16 protein-coding genes are annotated in these 18237 nt (G+C 70.7%); 7 read left to right on the forward strand and 9 right to left on the reverse strand.

The genetic code is table 11. From position 1 onward, the window contains the following. Window position 1: 1 nt before the first annotated feature. Both map and L3Q65_RS46765 read left to right on the forward strand, forming a co-directional pair. On the forward strand, window positions 2–859 hold the full coding sequence (gene map, locus L3Q65_RS46760; RefSeq protein ID WP_182896641.1) for a type I methionyl aminopeptidase: 858 nt from the start codon (window positions 2–4) through the stop codon (window positions 857–859). A gap of 60 nt (window positions 860–919) precedes the next feature. Further along, window positions 920–1369, forward strand: coding sequence for a hypothetical protein (locus L3Q65_RS46765; RefSeq protein ID WP_237598557.1), 450 nt, complete (start codon window positions 920–922; stop codon window positions 1367–1369). Here L3Q65_RS46765 and L3Q65_RS46770 read toward each other — a convergent pair whose 3' ends face one another. Beyond that, window positions 1370–2044: a FadR/GntR family transcriptional regulator gene (locus tag L3Q65_RS46770; RefSeq protein WP_237598558.1), complete on the reverse strand. Its 675-nt coding sequence runs from the start codon at window positions 2042–2044 to the stop codon at window positions 1370–1372. Between the two features lie 48 nt (window positions 2045–2092). Between L3Q65_RS46770 and L3Q65_RS46775 the strand changes: the two genes are divergently transcribed. Next, entirely contained in the window at window positions 2093–3367 is a 1275-nt protein-coding gene (locus tag L3Q65_RS46775; protein WP_370648163.1) for a CynX/NimT family MFS transporter, read from the forward strand. Window positions 3368–3416: 49 nt separating this feature from the next. Here L3Q65_RS46775 and L3Q65_RS46780 read toward each other — a convergent pair whose 3' ends face one another. The 3 genes from L3Q65_RS46780 to L3Q65_RS46790 form a co-directional block, all read right to left on the reverse strand. Continuing rightward, window positions 3417–3674 carry a hypothetical protein gene (locus L3Q65_RS46780; protein WP_182896644.1) on the reverse strand — a complete coding sequence of 86 codons (258 nt, stop codon included), beginning with the start codon at window positions 3672–3674 and terminating at the stop codon, window positions 3417–3419. A gap of 90 nt (window positions 3675–3764) precedes the next feature. Continuing rightward, window positions 3765–5159, reverse strand: a complete 1395-nt coding sequence (locus L3Q65_RS46785; RefSeq protein ID WP_182896645.1) for a mycothione reductase — start codon at window positions 5157–5159, stop codon at window positions 3765–3767. Window positions 5160–5230: 71 nt separating this feature from the next. After that, window positions 5231–6091, reverse strand: coding sequence for a M15 family metallopeptidase (locus L3Q65_RS46790; protein WP_237598560.1), 861 nt, complete (start codon window positions 6089–6091; stop codon window positions 5231–5233). A gap of 172 nt (window positions 6092–6263) precedes the next feature. Between L3Q65_RS46790 and L3Q65_RS46795 the strand changes: the two genes are divergently transcribed. Together L3Q65_RS46795 and L3Q65_RS46800 are read left to right on the forward strand one after the other, a co-directional pair. Next, on the forward strand, window positions 6264–7082 hold the full coding sequence (locus tag L3Q65_RS46795) for a trypsin-like serine protease (RefSeq protein WP_182896646.1): 819 nt from the start codon (window positions 6264–6266) through the stop codon (window positions 7080–7082). A 20-nt stretch (window positions 7083–7102) separates the two neighbouring features. Next, entirely contained in the window at window positions 7103–7534 is a 432-nt protein-coding gene (locus L3Q65_RS46800; RefSeq protein ID WP_237598561.1) for a GNAT family N-acetyltransferase, read from the forward strand. Here L3Q65_RS46800 and L3Q65_RS46805 read toward each other — a convergent pair. The 4 genes from L3Q65_RS46805 to L3Q65_RS46820 all read right to left on the reverse strand — a co-directional run bounded on the left by L3Q65_RS46805 (window position 7531) and on the right by L3Q65_RS46820 (window position 14730). After that, window positions 7531–8697, reverse strand: coding sequence for an 8-amino-7-oxononanoate synthase (locus L3Q65_RS46805; protein WP_237598562.1), 1167 nt, complete (start codon window positions 8695–8697; stop codon window positions 7531–7533). The genes L3Q65_RS46800 and L3Q65_RS46805 overlap by 4 nt on opposite strands. A 774-nt stretch (window positions 8698–9471) precedes the next feature. Next, complete coding sequence (locus tag L3Q65_RS46810) at window positions 9472–11151, reverse strand: DEAD/DEAH box helicase (RefSeq protein ID WP_370648164.1); 1680 nt, start codon at window positions 11149–11151, stop codon at window positions 9472–9474. A 321-nt stretch (window positions 11152–11472) separates the two neighbouring features. Beyond that, window positions 11473–12429, reverse strand: a complete 957-nt coding sequence (locus L3Q65_RS46815; RefSeq protein ID WP_237598564.1) for a serine protein kinase RIO — start codon at window positions 12427–12429, stop codon at window positions 11473–11475. A gap of 786 nt (window positions 12430–13215) precedes the next feature. Next, on the reverse strand, window positions 13216–14730 hold the full coding sequence (locus L3Q65_RS46820) for an FAD-dependent monooxygenase (RefSeq protein WP_237598565.1): 1515 nt from the start codon (window positions 14728–14730) through the stop codon (window positions 13216–13218). A gap of 92 nt (window positions 14731–14822) precedes the next feature. Between L3Q65_RS46820 and L3Q65_RS46825 the strand changes: the two genes are divergently transcribed. Beyond that, entirely contained in the window at window positions 14823–15425 is a 603-nt protein-coding gene (locus tag L3Q65_RS46825) for a TetR/AcrR family transcriptional regulator (RefSeq protein WP_182896652.1), read from the forward strand. 191 nt (window positions 15426–15616) lie between these two features. On the opposite strand, the gene L3Q65_RS46830 is transcribed toward L3Q65_RS46825, so the two are convergent. Continuing rightward, window positions 15617–16603, reverse strand: coding sequence for an aldo/keto reductase (locus L3Q65_RS46830; protein WP_182896653.1), 987 nt, complete (start codon window positions 16601–16603; stop codon window positions 15617–15619). Between the two features lie 83 nt (window positions 16604–16686). On the opposite strand from L3Q65_RS46830, the gene L3Q65_RS46835 reads away from it, so the two are divergent. Beyond that, on the forward strand, window positions 16687–18234 hold the full coding sequence (locus tag L3Q65_RS46835) for an NAD(P)/FAD-dependent oxidoreductase (RefSeq protein WP_237598566.1): 1548 nt from the start codon (window positions 16687–16689) through the stop codon (window positions 18232–18234). Window positions 18235–18237: the final 3 nt, after the last annotated feature.

Genomic DNA, 18237 nt, shown 5'->3' on the forward strand with positions numbered 1-18237 from the left:
CATGTCCGTTCGCGCCCCGTTGAAGCCCGGTGTCCAGACGCCGCGCCGTGCCGTCCCCGCCGACATCGCCCGCCCCGAGTACGTGGACCGGCCGGCGCCGAAACGGGACACCGGCAACGGAGTGCGCACGCCCGAGGTCATCGAGGCGATGCGGGTCGCGTCGAAGATCGCCGCGCAGGCGCTCGAGGAGGGCGGCAAGGCGGTCAAACCGGGCGCGACCACCGACGACATCGACAAGGTCGTGCACGAGTTCCTGCTCGACCACCACGCGTACCCGTCGACGCTCGGCTACCGCGGCTACCCGAAGTCGTGCTGCACCTCGTTGAACGAGGTGATCTGCCACGGCATCCCGGACTCGACCGTGATCGAGGACGGCGACATCTGCAACATCGACGTCACGGCCTTCATCGGCGGCGTGCACGGCGACACCAACGCGACCTTCCTCGCCGGCGACGTCTCCGAGGAGGTGCGGCTCCTGGTCGAGCGCACCCGCGAGGCGACCGCGCGCGCGATCAAGGCGGTCCGCCCCGGCCGGCAGTTGAACGTGATCGGCCGCGTGATCGAGGCGTACGCGAAGCGGTTCGGCTACGGCGTGGTCCGCGACTTCACCGGCCACGGCGTCGGCCCGGCGTTCCACACCGCGCCGACGGTGCTGCACTACGAAGAGCCCTCGGTGCAGACGCTGATCGAAGAAGGCATGACCTTCACGATCGAGCCGATGATCACGCTCGGCACCATCGACTACGACGTGTGGGCCGACGACTGGACGGTCACCACGAAGGACAAGAAGTGGACTGCGCAGTTCGAGCACACCCTCGTGGTGACGGCTGACGGCGCGGAAATCCTCACACTGCCGTAGGGCATTCCCGGCTGGGAAAACTCGATAGGCGGCGCGCTCCGGCCGAGGCAGAATGCGGCGGTGAACAACGAGGCGAGGCGCGCCGCGGTGGCGGCCCTGATCCCGCTAGCGGAAAGCCCCGACTATCGCGATCGAACGGACGCGGGCCGCAGCCTCGCCGTCTTTGCCGAGATGGCCGAGGCCAAGGGGCCGCTGCTGGGACTCGTGCTGGACACCGGGGACACGTTCGTCACCCGCATGACGGCGGAGGCATTGCTCCGCCGTCACGACTCGGCGGGGCTGGCTGTGGTCGCCGCCGCTCTTGCCGACGCCGACCCCAACCACGCTGACTGGATCTACACCGCAGTGCGCGACGTGTTCATCGTGTACGCCACCGAACGGGACGCCGCTGTGCGGGAGTGCCAGGCGCTGAGCAGAGACGCGGACGAGCGGACCCGCCGAGGCGCGGACCTCCTGGCCGCCGATCTCGCCAGCTTCACTCCGGTCCTCAGCCCGCCGCGGAACGACTGATCACAAGTCCTCGGCCCGCGCGATCAACTCGTCCAGGAACCCAGCCGCCTCATCGGCAGCCCGCCCGGCATCGCGCGCATCGATCGCTTCCACCAGCTCCCGGTGCCGGATCATCTCCGCGTGCTCCGGATTGTCCGAAGTGGACGCCACGCTCGCGGTGATCGCCTCCATCAGGCCGCGGTACAGCTCCAGCAGCAGCCCGTTGTGCCCGCACCGGACCACGACCTGGTGGAATTCCGCGTCGCTGCGGGCGAAATCGTCGAGGCGGCCCTCGTCCCAGTCGGTGTCGCGCCGGTTGAGCAGGACGCGCAGTTCGGCCAGGTCTTCCTCGGTGCGCGCGGTCGCGGCCAGCCGGGCGCCCTCGACCTCCAGCAGCCGCCGGACGTGCAGCACCTCGCGCAGTTCCGTCCCGCACAGGCGGCGGATCGCGCCGGACACCTCGCTCGTCGCGCGCACGTACGTGCCGTCACCCTGGCGGACTTCCAAGATCCCGGTGTGCGCCAGCGCGCGCACGGCCTCGCGCACCGTGTTGCGCCCGACGCCCAGCTGCGCGGACAACTCCGGCTCGGTCGGGATCCGGTGCCCGATCGGCCATTCTCCGGCGGTGACCGCCTCGCGCAGCTGATCGATGACCTGGTCGACGAGTCCGGCGCGGCGGGTGGTGGCCAACGGCACAGCCTGATCCCTTCATCCAATCATCCTACGTATGCGATAGTAGCGCACATGTCCGCCGATTCCCGAGACTCTGCAGCCGTGTCCACCGCCACCTACTCCGACCGGCTCGAACTCGAACTGGAAGGCAGCCTTGAGGAAGAGGTGCCCGCCGGTCGCCGTCCGGGCGTGGTGGCGGGCGGCGTGCTGCTGGCGATCGCGGTGGTGCTGACGGCGATGAACCTGCGGCCGGCGATCACGAGCGTCGGCCCGCTGCTCGCGGAAATGCGCGGCAGCCTCGGCGCGTCCGCGGTGTGGGCGAGCATCCTCACGACTCTGCCCGGCCTCTGTTTCGCCGGAGCCGGCCTGGCCGCGCCGGTGCTGTCGCGCCGCCTGGGCATCGGCCCGGCGATCGGCCTGGCGCTGGCGGTGCTGACCGCGGGCCTGGCGGTGCGGGTGCTCGACGGACCGTACGTGGTGCTCGGCGGCACGCTCGTCGCCACCGCCGGAATCGCGCTGGTCAACGTACTGATCCCGGTGGTCATCAAGGATTCGTTCCCGGCTCGCGTCGGGCTCATGACCGGCGTCTACACCGCGGCGCTGCAGGGCGGCGGCGCGGCGGGTTCCGCGCTGAGCCCGCCGCTGGAATCCGCCCTCGGCGGCTGGCGCGCCGCGCTCGGTTCGTGGGGTGTGCTGTCGGCGATCGCTTTGGTCGCGTGGCTGATCGCCTCGCGCGGCACGGGCCGTCCGCCGCGCCCGGCCGCGGGCTCCGCTCCCGCCCGGTCGCTGATGCGCAGCCCGCTGGCGTGGATCGTCACGATCTTCTTCGGCCTGCAGTCGTTCATCGCCTACGTCGTGATGGGCTGGCTGCCGCAGGTGTTCATCGACGCGGGCGTCAGCAAGGCCGACGCCGGTCTGCTGCTCGGCCTGATCTCGGTGATCGCGGTGCCGATCAGCCTGGTGATCCCGCCGATCGCGGCGCGGCAGAAGAGCCAGAGCCCGTGGATCGTCGGGATGGGCATCTTCGGCGCGGCAGGCATGCTCGGCCTCGTCATCGCGCCCGGGTTCTCGCCGCTGCTGTGGAGCATCCTGCTCGGCATCGGGATGAGCGTGTTCTCGCTGGCCCTGACGGTGATCGCGCTGCGAGCCCGTACCGGAGCCGAAACGGCGCGGCTTTCGGGAATGGCGCAGGGCTTCGGCTACCTGCTGGCAGCGGTGGGGCCGTTCGTGTTCGGCCTGCTGCACGACGCGACGGGCAACTGGACGGTGTCGTTGATCGTGCTGCTCGTGGTGATGGTGACGCAGATGGTGTTCGGGGCGCTGTCCGGGCGGCGGCGCTTCGTGTGAGACCTCGTGAGTGGCGGTGCCGGCGAGAACCGGCACCGCCACTCACGAGCTAACTGGCCAGCGCTGACTCGGGAAGCTGGCCGGTGCGCCGCACATCGTCGAGCGCGGCCACCGCCACCGCGAGGCATTCCGCGGTCCACTCGGACGGCTTCGCCCGGAGCTCCTCCAGCAACGCGAGCGTCGCGGCTGTCGTCCCGAGTTCGGCCCGCCGCACGGCGAACACCAGCTCGAGATCCGTCACGTCGGTCCAGCGAGCGGCCAGATTCTCCGCGGCCGCAACGATTTCCCCGGCGATCATGTCGGTCATGTCAGTCCCCGCACCTCCGCGGGGAACCCTAACAACGCGAGATCCTTGTTACCCGATTCGGGAATCGATCAACTCTCGGTATCCCCGGGGTCAGTCCAGCGGCAGATTCAGCAGCGCGTTCTCCACCAGTTCCGGCATGGCCGGGTGGATCCAGTACTGTCCGCGCGCCATCGACCGCGCGTCGAGGCCGAAGCTCATCGCCTGGATCAGCGGCTGGATCACTGTCGAGGCCTGCGGGCCGATGATGTGCGCGCCCAGCAGCTGCCCGGTCGCCGGATCGGCCAGCAGCTTCGCGAAACCGGTGGTGTCCTCCATCGCCCAGCCGTAGGCGATGCCCGCGTAGTCCTGCTTCGAGACCACAAAGGACAGTCCGCGTTCCGTCGCCTCCGCCTCGGTCAGCCCGACCGACGCCACCTGCGGGGAGGTGAACACCGCGTGCGGCACGAACCGGTGGTCGGCCTTGATGCGGTCGTCCGGATGCGCGAGATTGTGTTGCACCACACGGGCTTCGTGGTTCGCGACGTGCTTCAGCTCCAGCGGCGACGAGATGTCGCCGAGCGCGTAGATGCCTTCGACGGACGTCTGCTGGTAGTCGTCCACCACGACGTGCCCGCGTTCGGTGGTGGCGACGCCGGTGGCGGCCACGTCGAGCAGGTCCGAGTTCGGCTTGCGGCCGGTGGCGACCAGGATCAGGTCGGCCTCGACGGTCTCCGCGCCCTGCGGGCCTTCGAGATCCAGTGCGACCCCGTTGTCCGTGGTGCGCGCGCGAACCGTCTTGCGGTCCAGCCGGACGTCGAACCGCTGCGAAGCCAGCTCGGTGAACCGCGCGCTGATGTCCGCGTCCTCTTGCCGCAGCAGTGCGCCGGAACGGTTCACCATCGTGACCGCGACGCCGAACGACGCGAAGACGTGCGCGAACTCCGCCGCGATGTATCCGCCGCCGAGGATGACGATCCGCTCCGGCAGTGCGTCGAGCCGCATGATCGTGTCGGAGGTGTAGTAGCCGGTTTCGGCCAGCCCCGGCACATCCGGGAGCACCGGCCGCCCGCCCGCGGCAAGCACGAACCGGTCCGCGGTGACGACCTCGTCCGGACGGCCGTCGGAGAAGCGGACGCGCAGCTCCTTCATGCCGGTGAACCGGCCTTCGCCGCGGTAGACGTCGACGTTGCGGTTGTCCTCGTGGTTCTCGCGGTACTCCGCGCCGCCCTCGGCGATCGGGTCGATCCGGCCGAAGATCCGGTCGCGGATGTCCGGCCAGCGCACCGCGGTGAGCTCTTCGTCCACGCCGAAGCGCGAGCTGCCCGCGGGCGTCGCGGCGACGTCGGCGGCGTAGACGAACATCTTCGTCGGAATGCAGCCGACGTTCAGGCAGGTCCCGCCGAACACGCCCTTCTCGACGATGGCCGTCCGGAGGTCGGCGAACTCCGGCCCGAGGATCGAGTTTCCCGATCCGGTCCCGATGATCACCAGGTCGTAGTGCGGCACGGCGGTCCTTCCCGAAAAGCGGTCTGCTGCCAGCCTAGTCAACCCCGCAGGCCCGTCCCGGTGTTCCCGGATCACTCGCCGTTGGCTGTGAAATGCATCCGGTCGACCGGCGACTTCCACGCCCCGCCCCACTGCCAGCCCGCCCCGGCGAACGCGCGCACGACCGGGCCGCCGGCGGTGACCATCCCCGGCCGCACGTTCGCGCGGTCGACGTAGGCGGACGCCAGTTCGGGGAGGACGAGGTCGTCCTTGGTGTACGGGTTGCAGAACGGGTTGACGTCCACGGCGAGCCCGTACGCGTGCGCGGACCAGTTCTTCTGCCCGCGCACCGGACGGCAGACGAACGCGCTGGTGTCGTTGCCGTCGCCGGTCGGCGGAGCGTCGAGTTCGGCGGGGGAGGTGATGCGCATTTCCTCGATGGGGAACTGCTGCGCGTACAACTCGCCGAACGCCTTGACCACCGCTGGAGCCGCGTCCTTGTGCACGAGCAGTTCGCCGGTGTGCGCGCGATGATCGAAGCCCCGGAAGGAAAGCGTGACGTAACGGAGGTCGGCCGACGGCACCGGACAGGCGGCCTGCCAAGTGCTGCGCTTGAGCACGGTGTCCGGGACGTCGGCGATCTTGGCGGTGTACGTCGTGCTCGCTGGCGGCGGGAGGAAGTCCTGGGTCGGCAGCGAACGGTTCACCAGTTCGGGTGGAGTCGGCAGGATCTGGCCGAAGCCGTCCGGGCGCAGCGGCAGCGGACGGGCACCCACCTGCCAGGTGACGGCGGGCGCGCTCGTCGCTGTCCGAGTTGCCGGAAGTGTCGGGCTGGCAGGTGCCGACGGCGCGGTGAACGGGCTCGGCGGGGGAGCCGCGGGGGTTCCGGTGGCACATCCGGCCAGCAGAAAGGCCGTCAGCGCGCCGGCCGTCGCGGCTGTTTTCCGTCGCATGACTCCAGCTAAGCGAATGCGCTCGGTGTATAGAGAGTCCACCCGTTCCAGTGACACCGTTTTGGGCTTGGCCCGTTTAGGGTAATCGCGGCCGTGTGTGCACGCGCCGGAGTCGGCCGATTCCCGTGCGCGTCCAGGCTGTGCTGTCGTAGTGCCGATGAAGGGAAAGCCCATGCCCGCGAAGCTCCGTCGTCCGGTCCTGCTCGCGGCGGGCTCGCTGCTCGCCGCCGCGATCGCGGTCCCGGTCGGCTCGGCCTGGGCGGCGGCGCCGTCCGACCCGGGCTCGCACGCGCAGCCCCGGATCGTCGGCGGCAGCGAAGCTTCGCTCGCCGACCACCCGTACGCGGTGTATCTCACCGACCAGAGCGGCTCGCAGTTCTGCGGCGCGGTGATCGTGAGCCCGTCCGCGGTGGCGACCGCCGCGCACTGCGCGAAAGCCCTGCCGAAGTCGTCGGTCCACGTGGTCGCGGGCCGCCAGGACAAGCGCGGCGACGACGGCGTGGAACTCGGCGTCTCGCGGGTCTGGGTCAACCCGGACTACAGCGATCCGACGAAGGGCGACGACATCGCGGTCCTCACCGTGCGCGGACGGCTGCCGTACCGCGCCGCGAAGGTCGCGGACAAGAGCGACCAGTCGCTGTACGCGGAAGGCACGCAGGCGACCGTGCTCGGCTGGGGACGGCTTTCCGAAGGCGGGCAGCGGTCGGACGTGCTGCGCAGCGCCCAGGTGCCGCTGGTCAGCGACTCCACGTGCAAAACGGCCTACGACACCTACGACCCGGCGAGCATGGTGTGCGCCGGCTACCCGCAGGGCGGCCAGGACGCCTGCCAAGGCGACTCCGGCGGCCCGCTCGTCGAAGGCGACACCCTGATCGGCATCGTGTCCTTCGGCGACGGCTGCGGGAAACCGGGCAAGCCCGGGGTGTACACGCGGGTTTCGCAGTTCTCCGACGACATCGCGGCGCAGTCCCAGGCGCGGCTGTTCGGCTGAGCTGTGTTAAGCAAGGCGATGTGACGACTCTGCACCGCGCCGCCGGGCCCGACCTCGCCGCTGCCGACCTGTACGCGATCCTCCGGCTGCGGTCGGACGTGTTCGTGGTGGAACAAGACTGCGTGTATGCCGACATCGACGGGCTCGATCTGCTTCCGGAGACGGAGCATTTGTGGCTGGCTTCCGGCACCGAGGTCCTCGCGTGCCTGCGCGTCCTGGCCGAGCCGAGCGGCGGACGGCGGATCGGCCGGGTGGTGACGGCGAAGTCCGCGCGCGGCCAGGGTTTGGCAGCGCAGCTGATGGCGGCCGCGCTGGATGGTGCCACCGGCGAATTCGTGCTGGACGCGCAAACCTATGCGCAGAAGCTCTACGCGCAGTTCGGTTTCGTGGCTGAGGGCGAGGAATACCTCGAGGACGGAATCCCGCACATCACCATGCGCCGCCCGGCTTAACCGCGGGGCGCGGTCGCCGCGATCACCTTCACCGCACGGTCGACGTCCGCCTCGGACAAGTCCGCGCGGACGGTGAGCCGCAGCCGGGAAACGCCGTCCGGCACGGCGGGCGGCCGGAAGCAGCCGACCTGGATCCCTTGCTCCGCACAGGCTTCCGTCCACGCAGTCGCCGCCTGCGGCGACTGCGTCCGCACCGCGACCACGGCAGCCTCCGGGAGATCGACCGGCAGCCCGGCGTTCTTCAGTCCCATCGCGAGGTTCCCGGCGTTCTCGATGACCTTCGCCGGCAGCTCCGGTTCAGACTTGAGCACCTGCAACGCCGTCAGCGCGGCAGCGGCGCTGGCCGGGGCGAGGGCCGTGTCGAAGATGAAGCTGCGCGCCGTGTCGACGAGGTGCCGGATCACACGGCGTGGACCGACCACCGCGCCGCCTTGTGCGCCGAGGGCGTTGGAAAGCGTGAGCGTAGTGACGACGTCCGGCGCAGACGACAATCCCGCGGCGTGCACCGCACCCCGGCCGCCTTCGCCGAGGACACCGAAACCGTGCGCGTCGTTGACGACCAGCGCAGCGCTGTGCGCACGGCAAATTTCGGCGAGTTCGCCCAACGGCGCGAGTTCGCCGTCAGCGGAGAACACCGAATCAGTGACCACGATCGCGCGCGGTTTGCGCCGGGTATCCAACGCGTGTTTGATCGCCGACGGCGTCGAGTGCTCGACGGCCGCGATGTCCGCGCGCGACAGCCGGCAGCCTTCGACCAGCGACGTGTGAACGTACTTGTCGGTGACGATCGCCGACTCGGACCCGGAGAGCGCGGTCACCGCGCCGAGGTTGGCGGTGAACCCGGAAGAGAAAACGAGCGCGGCCTGGGCTCCGCAGAAGCGGGCAAGCTCGTGTTCGAGTTCCGCGTGGAGCTCGGTGGACCCGGTGAGCAGCCGCGATCCGGTAGCCCCAGCTCCCCACCGCAACGCGGCCGCGGCGGCTGCCCCGGCGACGCGCTTGTCGCGGGCGAGGCCGAGGTAGTCGTTGCCCGCGAGGTCGAGCGTCGAGTGCTGCGCGGGCCGCGGGTTCATCCGCCGGGAGAGACCGGCCTCCGCGCGCCGCTGGCCTTCGGCTTCAAGCCAGTCGAAGACGTTCTCAGGCGGCAGCGGCGGAGTGTCAGTCACGGAGGCAGTGTCGCATCCGGCCGGGTGCCGCGTTTCCCACCCCCGCCTCGGCAGGACCGGGAAGCGGGGCGGGGCAACGGAAAGAGGCTGGTGCGGCGGGCTCGGGCCTGGCTGGGGCGGCCTCTTGGCGGGCACGGCCGGGGTGTGGCTCGGGTGCGGGGCGCGTGCTCGGCGATGGTCGCTGTGCCGGGTGCGGGCTGGCGGAGCGTGGTCCGGCACGCGACGACTCGTGGTCGGCGGCTGCTTTGTCTGGGCGTGGGCTGGCTGCCGCGCGAGGCACCTGCTCGGTGACGATCTCTGCGCCTGGACGCTCCACTCAGGGTGGGCTGGGGAGCGCGGTCCGGTGAGCGAGATCTGCCCCCCGGCGGCTGCTGTGCCGGGGCGCGGCCTTCGGGGCGCGGGGCCAGCTGGCACGCGAGGCATCTGTTCGGTTGCGGCCGCTGTGCTGGGGTGGGGCTGGCGGGAGGTGGTGCGGTGGACGAGATCGTCGGCGAGGGCCGCTGTGCTGGGGTGGGGCTGGCAGGAGGTGGTGCGGTGGACGAGATCGTCGGCGACGGCCGCAGTGTCGGGGCGCGGGCTGGTGTGTGAGGCTCCTGCTCGGCGGTGGTCGCTGCGTCGGGTCCCCGACCGTTGGGCTGTCGAGGTGCGGCGACGCCGCGGCTCGAGGGCGAACCCAGGTCCGGCTGCTGCGGTGCGCGACCCGGCTCAGCAGGCGAAACCTGCCCGGAAACGAAGAACGGCCCCGCCGAAGCGGGGCCGTTCTCCAGGGATCGATCAGGCGTCGTGGCCGCGGCGCGGGCCGCGGCTCGGGCGCTGCGGGCGGCCGAAGCCGCCGCTGCCGGAGCGGGACTGCTGGCGGCTGCGGCTGTAACCGCCACCGCCGCGGTTCTCGCGGGAGCCGTAGCCACCTTCGCGGGCGTAGCCGCCTTCGCGGGAGCCACGGCCTTCGTACGAGCCGCGGTTGTAGCCGCCTTCGCGGGGACCGCGGTCCTCGCGCGAGCCGTAACCGCCGCGGTCTTCGCGAGAGCCGCCATAGCCGCCGCGGCCGCCTTCGCGTCCGCCGCGGTAGCCGCCGCCCTCGCGCGAGCCTCGGAAGCCGCCGCGGTCGCCGCCGAAGCCGCGGCCGCCGGAGCGGCGCGGGGATTCCCGGCGACGCTCCACGACCGGCTCGCCGCTCGGCTCGCGGGCGCCGGTGATGCGCGACAGGTCCTCGTCGTGCGCGCGGATCATCGTGGTCTCGGCGCGCACGCCGGCCCGGTCGGTCATCCGGCGGACGGTGCGCCGCTGGTCGTGCGTCACCAGGGTGACGACGATGCCGGACGCGCCCGCCCGCGCGGTGCGGCCCGCGCGGTGCAGGTAGTCCTTGTGGTCCGCGGCCGGGTCGACGTGCAGCACCAGGGAGATGTCGTCGACGTGGATGCCGCGCGCGGCGACATCGGTGGCCACCAGGACCGCCGCGTGGCCTTCCTTGAAGTCGGCGAGGACGCGGTTGCGCTGCCCCTGGGTCTTGCCGCCGTGCAGGGCGACCGCGTGCACGCCGCTCTCGCGCAGCCGCTCGGTGAGCCGGTCCACGTGGTGCTTGGTGCGCACGAACATGATCGTGCGGCCCTCGCGGGCGCCGATCCGGGTGACGATCTCCTGCTTGTCGGAGTGCGAAACCTGGAACAGGTGGTGGTCCATGGTGGTGACGCTCGCGGTCGACGGCGCGACCGAGTGCGTGACCGGGTCGGCCAGGTACTGCCGGACCAGCTTGTCGACGTCGCCGTCGAGCGTCGCGGAGAACAGCAGCCGCTGCCCGCCGGGAGGGGTGAGGTCCATGATCTCGCGGACCTGCGGCATGAAGCCCATGTCGGCCATCTGGTCGGCCTCGTCGAGCGCGATGAAGTTGCAGTCGCCGAGCGAGGCGGTGCCCTGGCGGACGTGGTCCGACAGCCGTCCCGGGGTGGCGATCAGCAGGTCGACGCCGCGGGCGAGCGATTCCGCCTGGCGGCCGAAGGACATGCCGCCGACCGCGGTGCGGCACCACAGGCCGAGGGACTTGGCGAGCGGGGTCAGCGAGTCGGCCACCTGCATGGCCAGCTCGCGGGTCGGCACCAGCACGAGCGCGCGGGGGCGCTTCGGGCGGGCCTTGCCGCCGTCGAGCCGGGCCAGGATCGCCAGGCCGAAGGCCAGCGTCTTGCCGGAGCCGGTCTGGGCGCGGCCCAGCACGTCGCGGCCGGCCAGCGCGTCCGGGATGGTCGCGGACTGGATGGGGAACGGAGCGTCGATGCCCGCCTCGGCGAGCGCCCGCAGCAGCGGCTCGGGCAGGCCCAGCTGGGCGAAGGTCTTCACGGCGGGGGTTTCCACCGTGTCGTCGTGGAGAACGTCTCCACCGGCCGGCCGGTGCCTCGGCTTGCGCTCGGGGCGGTCCCCGCGGGAGCGGGAGGACTGGCCGGGTTCGTACGTGACTGTCACAAATGCCTCTCGGACGTGGCACGTCGCAAGGGAGGCCCGGGCTGCCCGCGCGCAGGCAGGGCAAGATGGTGTGGCGATGGGCGTTCACAGGGACGGACCCGGTGCGCCGAGCCATGGCGTGGCACACCGACGGAAATTGCTTCGGATGGCCGCGAGTCCTTCTGCGGACTGTGGAGGCGACGGACACCAACTCATCCACGCCGCCGTTGCGGTCTTGACACACTCTACCTGAGAGATCGCGGTTGCCCCGCACCCAGGTGCGCGGTTGTGGGCGGGGTCGCAGGTGTGGCCTGTCGCACACCCGCGGCCCCGCTGCGAGCCTCAGCCGAGACCGGCCGCGTTTTCCAGTTCCCGCACCAGGTCATCGGTGCCGGTGACCTGTTCGGACAGGCCGCGGCTGTGGAACCAGCCGGCGAGATTCGCGACGTCGCGGGCGAGGAATTCCCGGCCGCGCGGGTTCGCGATCACGTCGACCGCCTGGGGCAGGTCGATCACCATCAGGTGGCCTTCGTGCACCAGGAGGTTGTACGCGGAAAGGTCGCCGTGCGCGAGTCCTTGCCCCGCCAGGAGTTCCAGCGCCGACACGGCCTGCTCCCACAGGTCGGCCAACTCGTCCGGCCCGGGCCGCAGCTGCGCCAGCCGCGGCGCGGCGGTGCCATCGGATTCGCCGAGGAACTCCAGCAGGATCTCGGTGCCGTGCCGCTGCACCGGATACGGCACCGGCGCGCCGATCGTCCACAAGCGACTGAGGACGGCGAACTCCGCCACCGCCCACTGTTCGGCGATCAGGTTGCGGCCGAACGAGGTCCGTCCGGCCATCGCCCGCATTTCGCGGGACCGGCGCATCCGCCTGCCCTCGAGATAGCCCGCGTCGCGGTGGAACAGTTTGTGCTCGTCTGAGCGGTATCGCTTGGCTGCCAGCAGAACTCCGTCGTCTCCGGGAAGGTTGCGGCGCAGCAGATGCACGTCCGCTTCCTTGCCGGTCTTGAGCACGCCGAGGTCGGTGTCGACCGCGGCGAGTTCGGTGACCACCCAATCGGGCCGCGGATGCGGACCTTGGTCGGCGTCGTCCCAGTTGGTCCATCGGTCGGCGCCGTCGGGCAGTGCGGTTTCGGTGTAGGCGTCTTCGCGAAGCTGGGCGAGGCGGACTCGCTCGGCTTCGGTGAGCCGTCCCCGGCGAGCGGGGGCGGGCCCGTCGTCGTAGCGGGGGCGGCGGCGCATCCGGCGGTCGGTGTAATCGGAGGCGTCGGAAAATTCGTCGAAATCGTGCTCGCGCACTGGTGGGTTCTCCTAGATCAGGGTGCCCACCGGGCGAGCGCGTGCTCTAGCCGAGGCGGGCGGGCGGAAGAGGGCAGGACAGCGCCCGGACAAACTCCACGACGCACCTCCCTTGCTTCCGGCAGCCGACGGCAACCCGCCGGACGCCGACCACCTTGCCGCCTGCCTCGGACCCGCGCAACTGATTTAATTCGTGCCCGTCCACCGCGCGGGTGTGGTGCCGGGGAGCGTGCGGACCTTGCCTGTGCGGTCGCTCCGTCTGGGTGGACCGGTCGGCCTGACCGCGTGACTGATCTATCTCGTACCTGCCCATCGTGTGAGTGCGGTGTTGGGGAGCTTCTGGTCGTCTTCCCGGACTCGTCTGCGCGATCACGCGATCCGGGGCGGACAAGGGGTTTGGTTCGTCGGCTGTCGGGTGCATCCCGCCTGGCGTGCGAGCACGGAGTTACGGGCTTCTGGTTGTCGCTTCCGGAACCTGTCCACGCGATCGCTCCGTCTGGACGGACGGTCGGCCGGACCGCGTGGCTAATCTTTCGCGCGCCCGTCTGCCATGTGAGTGTGGTGTCGAGCAGCTTCGGGTCGTCGGTCCTGCGACTCGTACCCGCGGTCCGGGCGGGCGAAGGGCCTGGCTCGTCGGCCGGACCGCCTGACTGATCTTTTCGCCCGGTCCAGCGTGCGCGGATGGTGTCGCGGGACTTCTGGTTGTCGCATCCGGAACTGGCCCGCGTGATTGCTTCGGCCAGGCGGGCCAGGGGGCTCAGCTTGCCGGCCGGGCCGCGTGACTGGTCATTTCGCGCCTGCCCAGCGTGCGAGCGCGGCGTCGAGGAGCTTCTGGTCGTCGCATCCGGAACTGGCCCACACGATCACGCCGTCCGGGCGGACGAGGAGGCTCGGTTCGTCGGCTGGATCGGCCACGTATGCGAGCCGGTCGTCCAAGCCGGACACGGTGAACCGGCTGTCGGGGGAGCGGTCGATGAGTACGAAGCGGCCGTCGTGGGCGTGGTCGGCCAGGCGGGTTCCGGAGGTCAGGTCGACGTCTCCGGCGATCGAGCCGACCGGGGCGGTGGCGTCGTCGGCGACGTCGTAGTGCTGCAGGATTCCGGACGACAGCGCGACGATGCGGTTCATCGCTGCGGGCACCCGGAGCAGTTCGCCGCCGACGATGGTGCGGAGTTGTTCGGTGCGTTCGTCGCCGCGCAGGAGGGCGACTTGGGCACGGGTCCAGTCGAGCACTGCTGCGCCGATCGGGCGGCGTTCGGTTTCGTAGGTGTCGAGCAGTCCTGCCGGCGCCCAGCCCTGAACGGTGGCGGCGAGTTTCCAGCCGAGGTTCGCCGCGTCGCCGAGGCCGAGGTTGAGGCCTTGGCCGCCGAGCGGGGAGTGGACGTGTGCCGCGTCGCCGGCCAGGAAGACGCGGCCGTGCCGGTAGTGCCGAGCCTGGCGTGCGTTGTCGGTGAAGCGCGTTGCCCGGCCCTGGATTCCGGTGATGGCGACCGGGACGCCGGTGACGTCGCGGACGGCTTCTTGCAGCTCTTCGACTGACACCGGGGCGTCGCGGTCTTCCGGCGGCTGGCGGAAGCGGCTGAGGAAGATGCGGCCGGGGACCGGGCCGTACGCGTAGACCCCGCGCGGGGTCCAGGTCCAGCCTGGGCGCAGGCCGCTCGCGTCTTCGAAATCGGCGATGGCCTGGTAGCCGGTCATTTCCGGATCTGTGCCGTCGAACTCGATGCCGAGTCGCTTGCGGATGACGCTCCGCCCGCCGTCGGCCGCGACGAGCCAGCCCGCGGTGAACTCGCCCGCGCTCGTTTCGACCGTCACGGACTCGTCGGTGGCCCGCACGCCTTGTACTTCGACGCCGCGCCGGAGGTCGACGCCGAGCGTGGCGCAGTGTTCGCCGAGTATCCGCTCGACTTCCTGCTGCGGCACGCCGAGGCCGTTCGACACTGCTCGGTGCGCGGCGAGCACAGGGTCGCTCTGGTCGATCAGGTCGTTGTCGAACAGGAAGCCGGCGAAGTGCCCGGCGGCGAGGAACCGGCGGCCGCCTCGTTTGGCGGCCTCGACTGTCGGGCCGAATTTGCCGACCGACGCGAGGAACCGCCGCTGCGCCGCCTCCGCCGCGGGCAGCAGACCGCGCCGGTCGAGCAGCTCGGCGCTGGCGACGTTGACCGATCCGGCCTTGATGGTCGGATCCGGCTCCGCCAACCGGTCCAGCACTGTCACCGCCACGCCGCGCAGCGCCAGCTCCCCGGCGAGGAACAGCCCGGTGGGCCCGGCCCCCGCGACGATCACCTCAGTCCGCTCCATGTCGTTCTCCCCTCTACCCTTGTCCGACGGCTTAACCAAGTGTGCTTACCGAGTAAGCTTACCAGGTAAACCTAACACGGAAGGGTGGACTCATGCCCAATCGCGGCGATCGAGGCGGGGCCAAGACGCGGGCGCGGATCGCCGAGGTCGCGACCGGGCTGTTCCTGGAACGCGGGTTCGACGAGGTCACGATCGCCGAGGTCGCCGCCGCGGCCGGGGTGTCCAAGGTGACGGTGTTTTCGCACTTCGAGCGCAAGGAGGACCTGCTACTGGACCGGCTGCCGGAGGCGATCGAACTGGTGCGGTCGGCGGTCCGCGAACGGACTGGCGAGGTGGTGGACGCGCTCCGGCAGCTCGCGTTGACGCTGCAGGAAGAGGGGCATGTGCTGTCCGGCGTGGGCGGCGACATCGAGCCGCTGATGCGGACGGTCGCGGAGTCGCCCGCGCTGATCGCGCGGCTGCGGGCGTTCGGGTACGAGATGGAAGCCGAACTGGCTGCGGAACTCAGCGCGGACGCCCGGTTTTCCGGGGACGCGGCGCTGGTCGCGGCGTTGGTGGTGGCGGCTTACCGGACCGTGGCGGTGGAGACGATCCGGCGGCGGCTGGAGGGGGAGGATCTGGCTGAGCTGGGGGTGTCGCACCGGGAGCGGTTGACGCGCGCGTTCGATGTGGTGGACCGGTTGGCCAGCGGCTGAGACCAGGTCTCGCCTCGGCGGGGGATCCGGCTGCGGGCAGGTTCGGACGGGAGAAGCCGGTGCGGGAGACGGCCCCGGTCGCACCGGCTCGGAGACAACACGGAAGAGCGCGGTTCGCCGTACGCGTTCGATCGCTCGGCGAGCACCTGAGGCGACGCTAGCTCTCCGGAGTCCAGCGCCGCCTCAGAGACTCAGCCGTTGACGAACGCGAGGTGTGCCGCGTCGTAGCGCTCGCCCGCGAAGTTCTCCGGTGCGGCTACGGCTTCGATCGCGGCGAGATCGTCGGTGGTGAGGTCTACGCTCAAGGCTGCGAGGTTTTCCTCCAGGTACTGCTTCCGCCGCGTGCCCGGGATCGGCACCACGTCCTCGCCGCGCGCCTGCACCCACGCGAGTGCCAGCTGGCCGGTCGTGACCTCCTTCACGGCGGCCAGTTCCTCCAGTTTCGCCACGATCGCGAGGTTCCGGTCGAGGTTGCCGTCGGCGAAGCGGGGCTGGTAGCGGCGCACGTCGTTGTCCGCCATCGTTTCGGTGGTGCGGTAGCGGCCGGTCAGGAAGCCGCGGCCGAGCGGGGAGAACGGGACGATGCCGATGCCCAGTTCGCGGCAGGCCGGCACGATTTCGGCTTCCAGACCGCGGGTCCACAGGGACCATTCGCTCTCCAGCGCCGCGATCGGATGGACCGCGTGCGCGCGCCGGACGGTCTGCGCGCTCGCCTCGGAAAGACCGAGGTGGCGGACTTTTCCGGCTTGAACCAGCTCCGCCATCGCGCCGACGGTTTCCTCGATCGGCACGTCCGGATCGACTCGGTGCAGGTAGTACAGGTCGATGTGGTCGATGCCGAGCCGGCGGAGCGAGGCGTCGCAGGACTGGTGCACGTAGGCGGCGTCGCCGCGGACCTGGGTCGGTTCGCCGAGGCGGTTCGCGATGCCGAATTTCGTGGCGAGCACGACCTCGTCGCGGCGGTCGGCGATCGCGCGGCCGATCAGTTCCTCGTTGTGGCCGGAGCCGTAGAAGTCAGAGGTGTCAAGGAAATTCACCCCGAGGTCGATGGCGTGGCGCAGCGTCCCGATCGACTGCGCGTCGTCGGTCGCGCCGTAGCCGTGGCTCATTCCCATGCAGCCCAAGCCCTGTGCGGAAACCGCCAGTCCGCCGAGGTTCCGGGTCGGGACGTCGGTCATGGTCGCTCCTTCTGCGCTGGATCCTGTCTGCGGCGACGCTAAAGCCTGGAGCGCGCTCCGGGTCAAGCATTAGGCTCGCGGCGGTGGACTACGACGCGGTGATCGTCGGCGGCGGGCACAACGGGCTCGTCGCCGCTGCCTATCTGGCCCGGGCAGGCCAGTCGGTGCTGGTGCTGGAACGGCGTGCGGAGATCGGCGGCGCGGCGGTTTCGTTCCGCGCTTTCCCTGGCGTGGACGTCCGGCTCTCGCGCTACTCGTACCTGGTCAGCTTGCTGCCCCAGCGGATCGCGGCCGAGCTGGGTTTGGCCGTCCAGCTGCGGAGGCGGCGGATGTCGTCCTACACCCCGGCCGGCGAGACAGGTCTCCTTGTCGACACGGGCGACGACGAGCGGACCGGCGCGTCGTTCCGCGCGGTCACCGGGTCCACAAAGGACTACGCGGCCTGGCGACAGTTCTACGCCTCGGCGGCACGGGTTGCGGAGGCGACCTTCGATTCGCTGACCGAGCCGTTGCCGACGCGTGCCGAGTTGCGTCGGCGGATCGGCGACGACGAGGCGTGGACGACGTTTTTCGAGCGTCCGGCGGGGGAAACGCTGCGCGAGTTGTTCGAGGACGACGTGGTGCGCGGGGTCGTGCTCACTGACGCGTTGATCGGAACCTTCGCCGCTGCGGACGACGAACAGCTTCGGCAGAACCGTTGCCTGCTCTATCACCTCATCGGCAACGGGACTGGCGACTGGGACGTTCCCGTCGGCGGAATGGGCGCGGTCACCGGTGCGCTCGCCGACGCCGCCCATCGTGCTGGGGCGACGCTGGTCACCGGCGCCGAGGTGTTGTCGGTGACGCCGGACGGAGAAGTTCGTTACCGCGAAGGCGATACCGAACGCGTCGTGGTTGGCGGGCACGTGCTGGCGAATGTCGCGCCGCGCACGCTCGCCCGGTTGCTCGGCGAGGACCCCGCGGAGTCGCCGGAAGGCGCGCAGCTGAAGGTGAACATGGTGCTGCGCCGACTGCCTCGGTTGCGGGACGAGGCAGTTGATCCGCGCGACGCGTTCGGCGGGACTTTCCATGTCAACGAATCGTTCGCCCAGCTCGAAACTGCTTACCGGGAGGCCGCGGCGGGCCGGATCCCGACGATGCCTCCGTGCGAGATCTATTGCCATTCGCTGACTGATCCGTCGATCCTCGGCCCGGCCGAGCGAGCCGCGGGGGTGCAGACGCTGACGTTGTTCGGCCTGCACATGCCTGCCCGGCTGTTCGAGGCGGACAACGACGGGGCGCGGGCGGAGGCGTTGCGGGCCACGGTGGCGTCGCTGGACAGCGTGCTCGCGGAGCCGATCGAGGGCTGTCTGCTGCCGGACGGCGACGGAAAACCGTGCATCGAAGCCAAAACGCCGCTGGATCTGGAGACGGAACTGGGGTTGCCACGCGGGCACATCTTCCACCGCGACCTGTCGTGGCCGTACGGCGATGACGAGACGGCGGGGACCTGGGGCGTCGAGACCGCGCACGAGAGGGTGTTGCTGTGCGGGGCTGGCGCGGTCCGCGGCGGCGGGGTCAGCGGGATTCCCGGGCACAACGCGGCGATGGCGGTGCTCGGTCGACGTTTCGACGGCGGACAGGCAGGGTGAAGG

The sequence above is a fragment of the Amycolatopsis sp. FU40 genome, from assembly GCF_021903635.1.
GTDB lineage: Bacteria > Actinomycetota > Actinomycetes > Mycobacteriales > Pseudonocardiaceae > Amycolatopsis > Amycolatopsis dendrobii.

Bases quoted from the DNA above. Each gene is read 5' to 3' on its own strand.
- map (WP_182896641.1), top strand. From the start codon at position 2: ATGTCCGTTCGCGCCCCGTTGAAGCCCGGTGTCCAGACGCCGCGCCGT.
- L3Q65_RS46775 (WP_370648163.1), top strand. From the start codon at position 2,093: ATGTCCGCCGATTCCCGAGACTCTGCAGCCGTGTCCACCGCCACCTAC.
- L3Q65_RS46780 (WP_182896644.1), bottom strand. From the start codon at position 3,674: ATGACCGACATGATCGCCGGGGAAATCGTTGCGGCCGCGGAGAATCTG.
- L3Q65_RS46790 (WP_237598560.1), bottom strand. From the start codon at position 6,091: ATGCGACGGAAAACAGCCGCGACGGCCGGCGCGCTGACGGCCTTTCTG.
- L3Q65_RS46795 (WP_182896646.1), top strand. From the start codon at position 6,264: ATGCCCGCGAAGCTCCGTCGTCCGGTCCTGCTCGCGGCGGGCTCGCTG.
- L3Q65_RS46820 (WP_237598565.1), bottom strand. From the start codon at position 14,730: ATGGAGCGGACTGAGGTGATCGTCGCGGGGGCCGGGCCCACCGGGCTG.
- L3Q65_RS46825 (WP_182896652.1), top strand. From the start codon at position 14,823: ATGCCCAATCGCGGCGATCGAGGCGGGGCCAAGACGCGGGCGCGGATC.
- L3Q65_RS46830 (WP_182896653.1), bottom strand. From the start codon at position 16,603: ATGACCGACGTCCCGACCCGGAACCTCGGCGGACTGGCGGTTTCCGCA.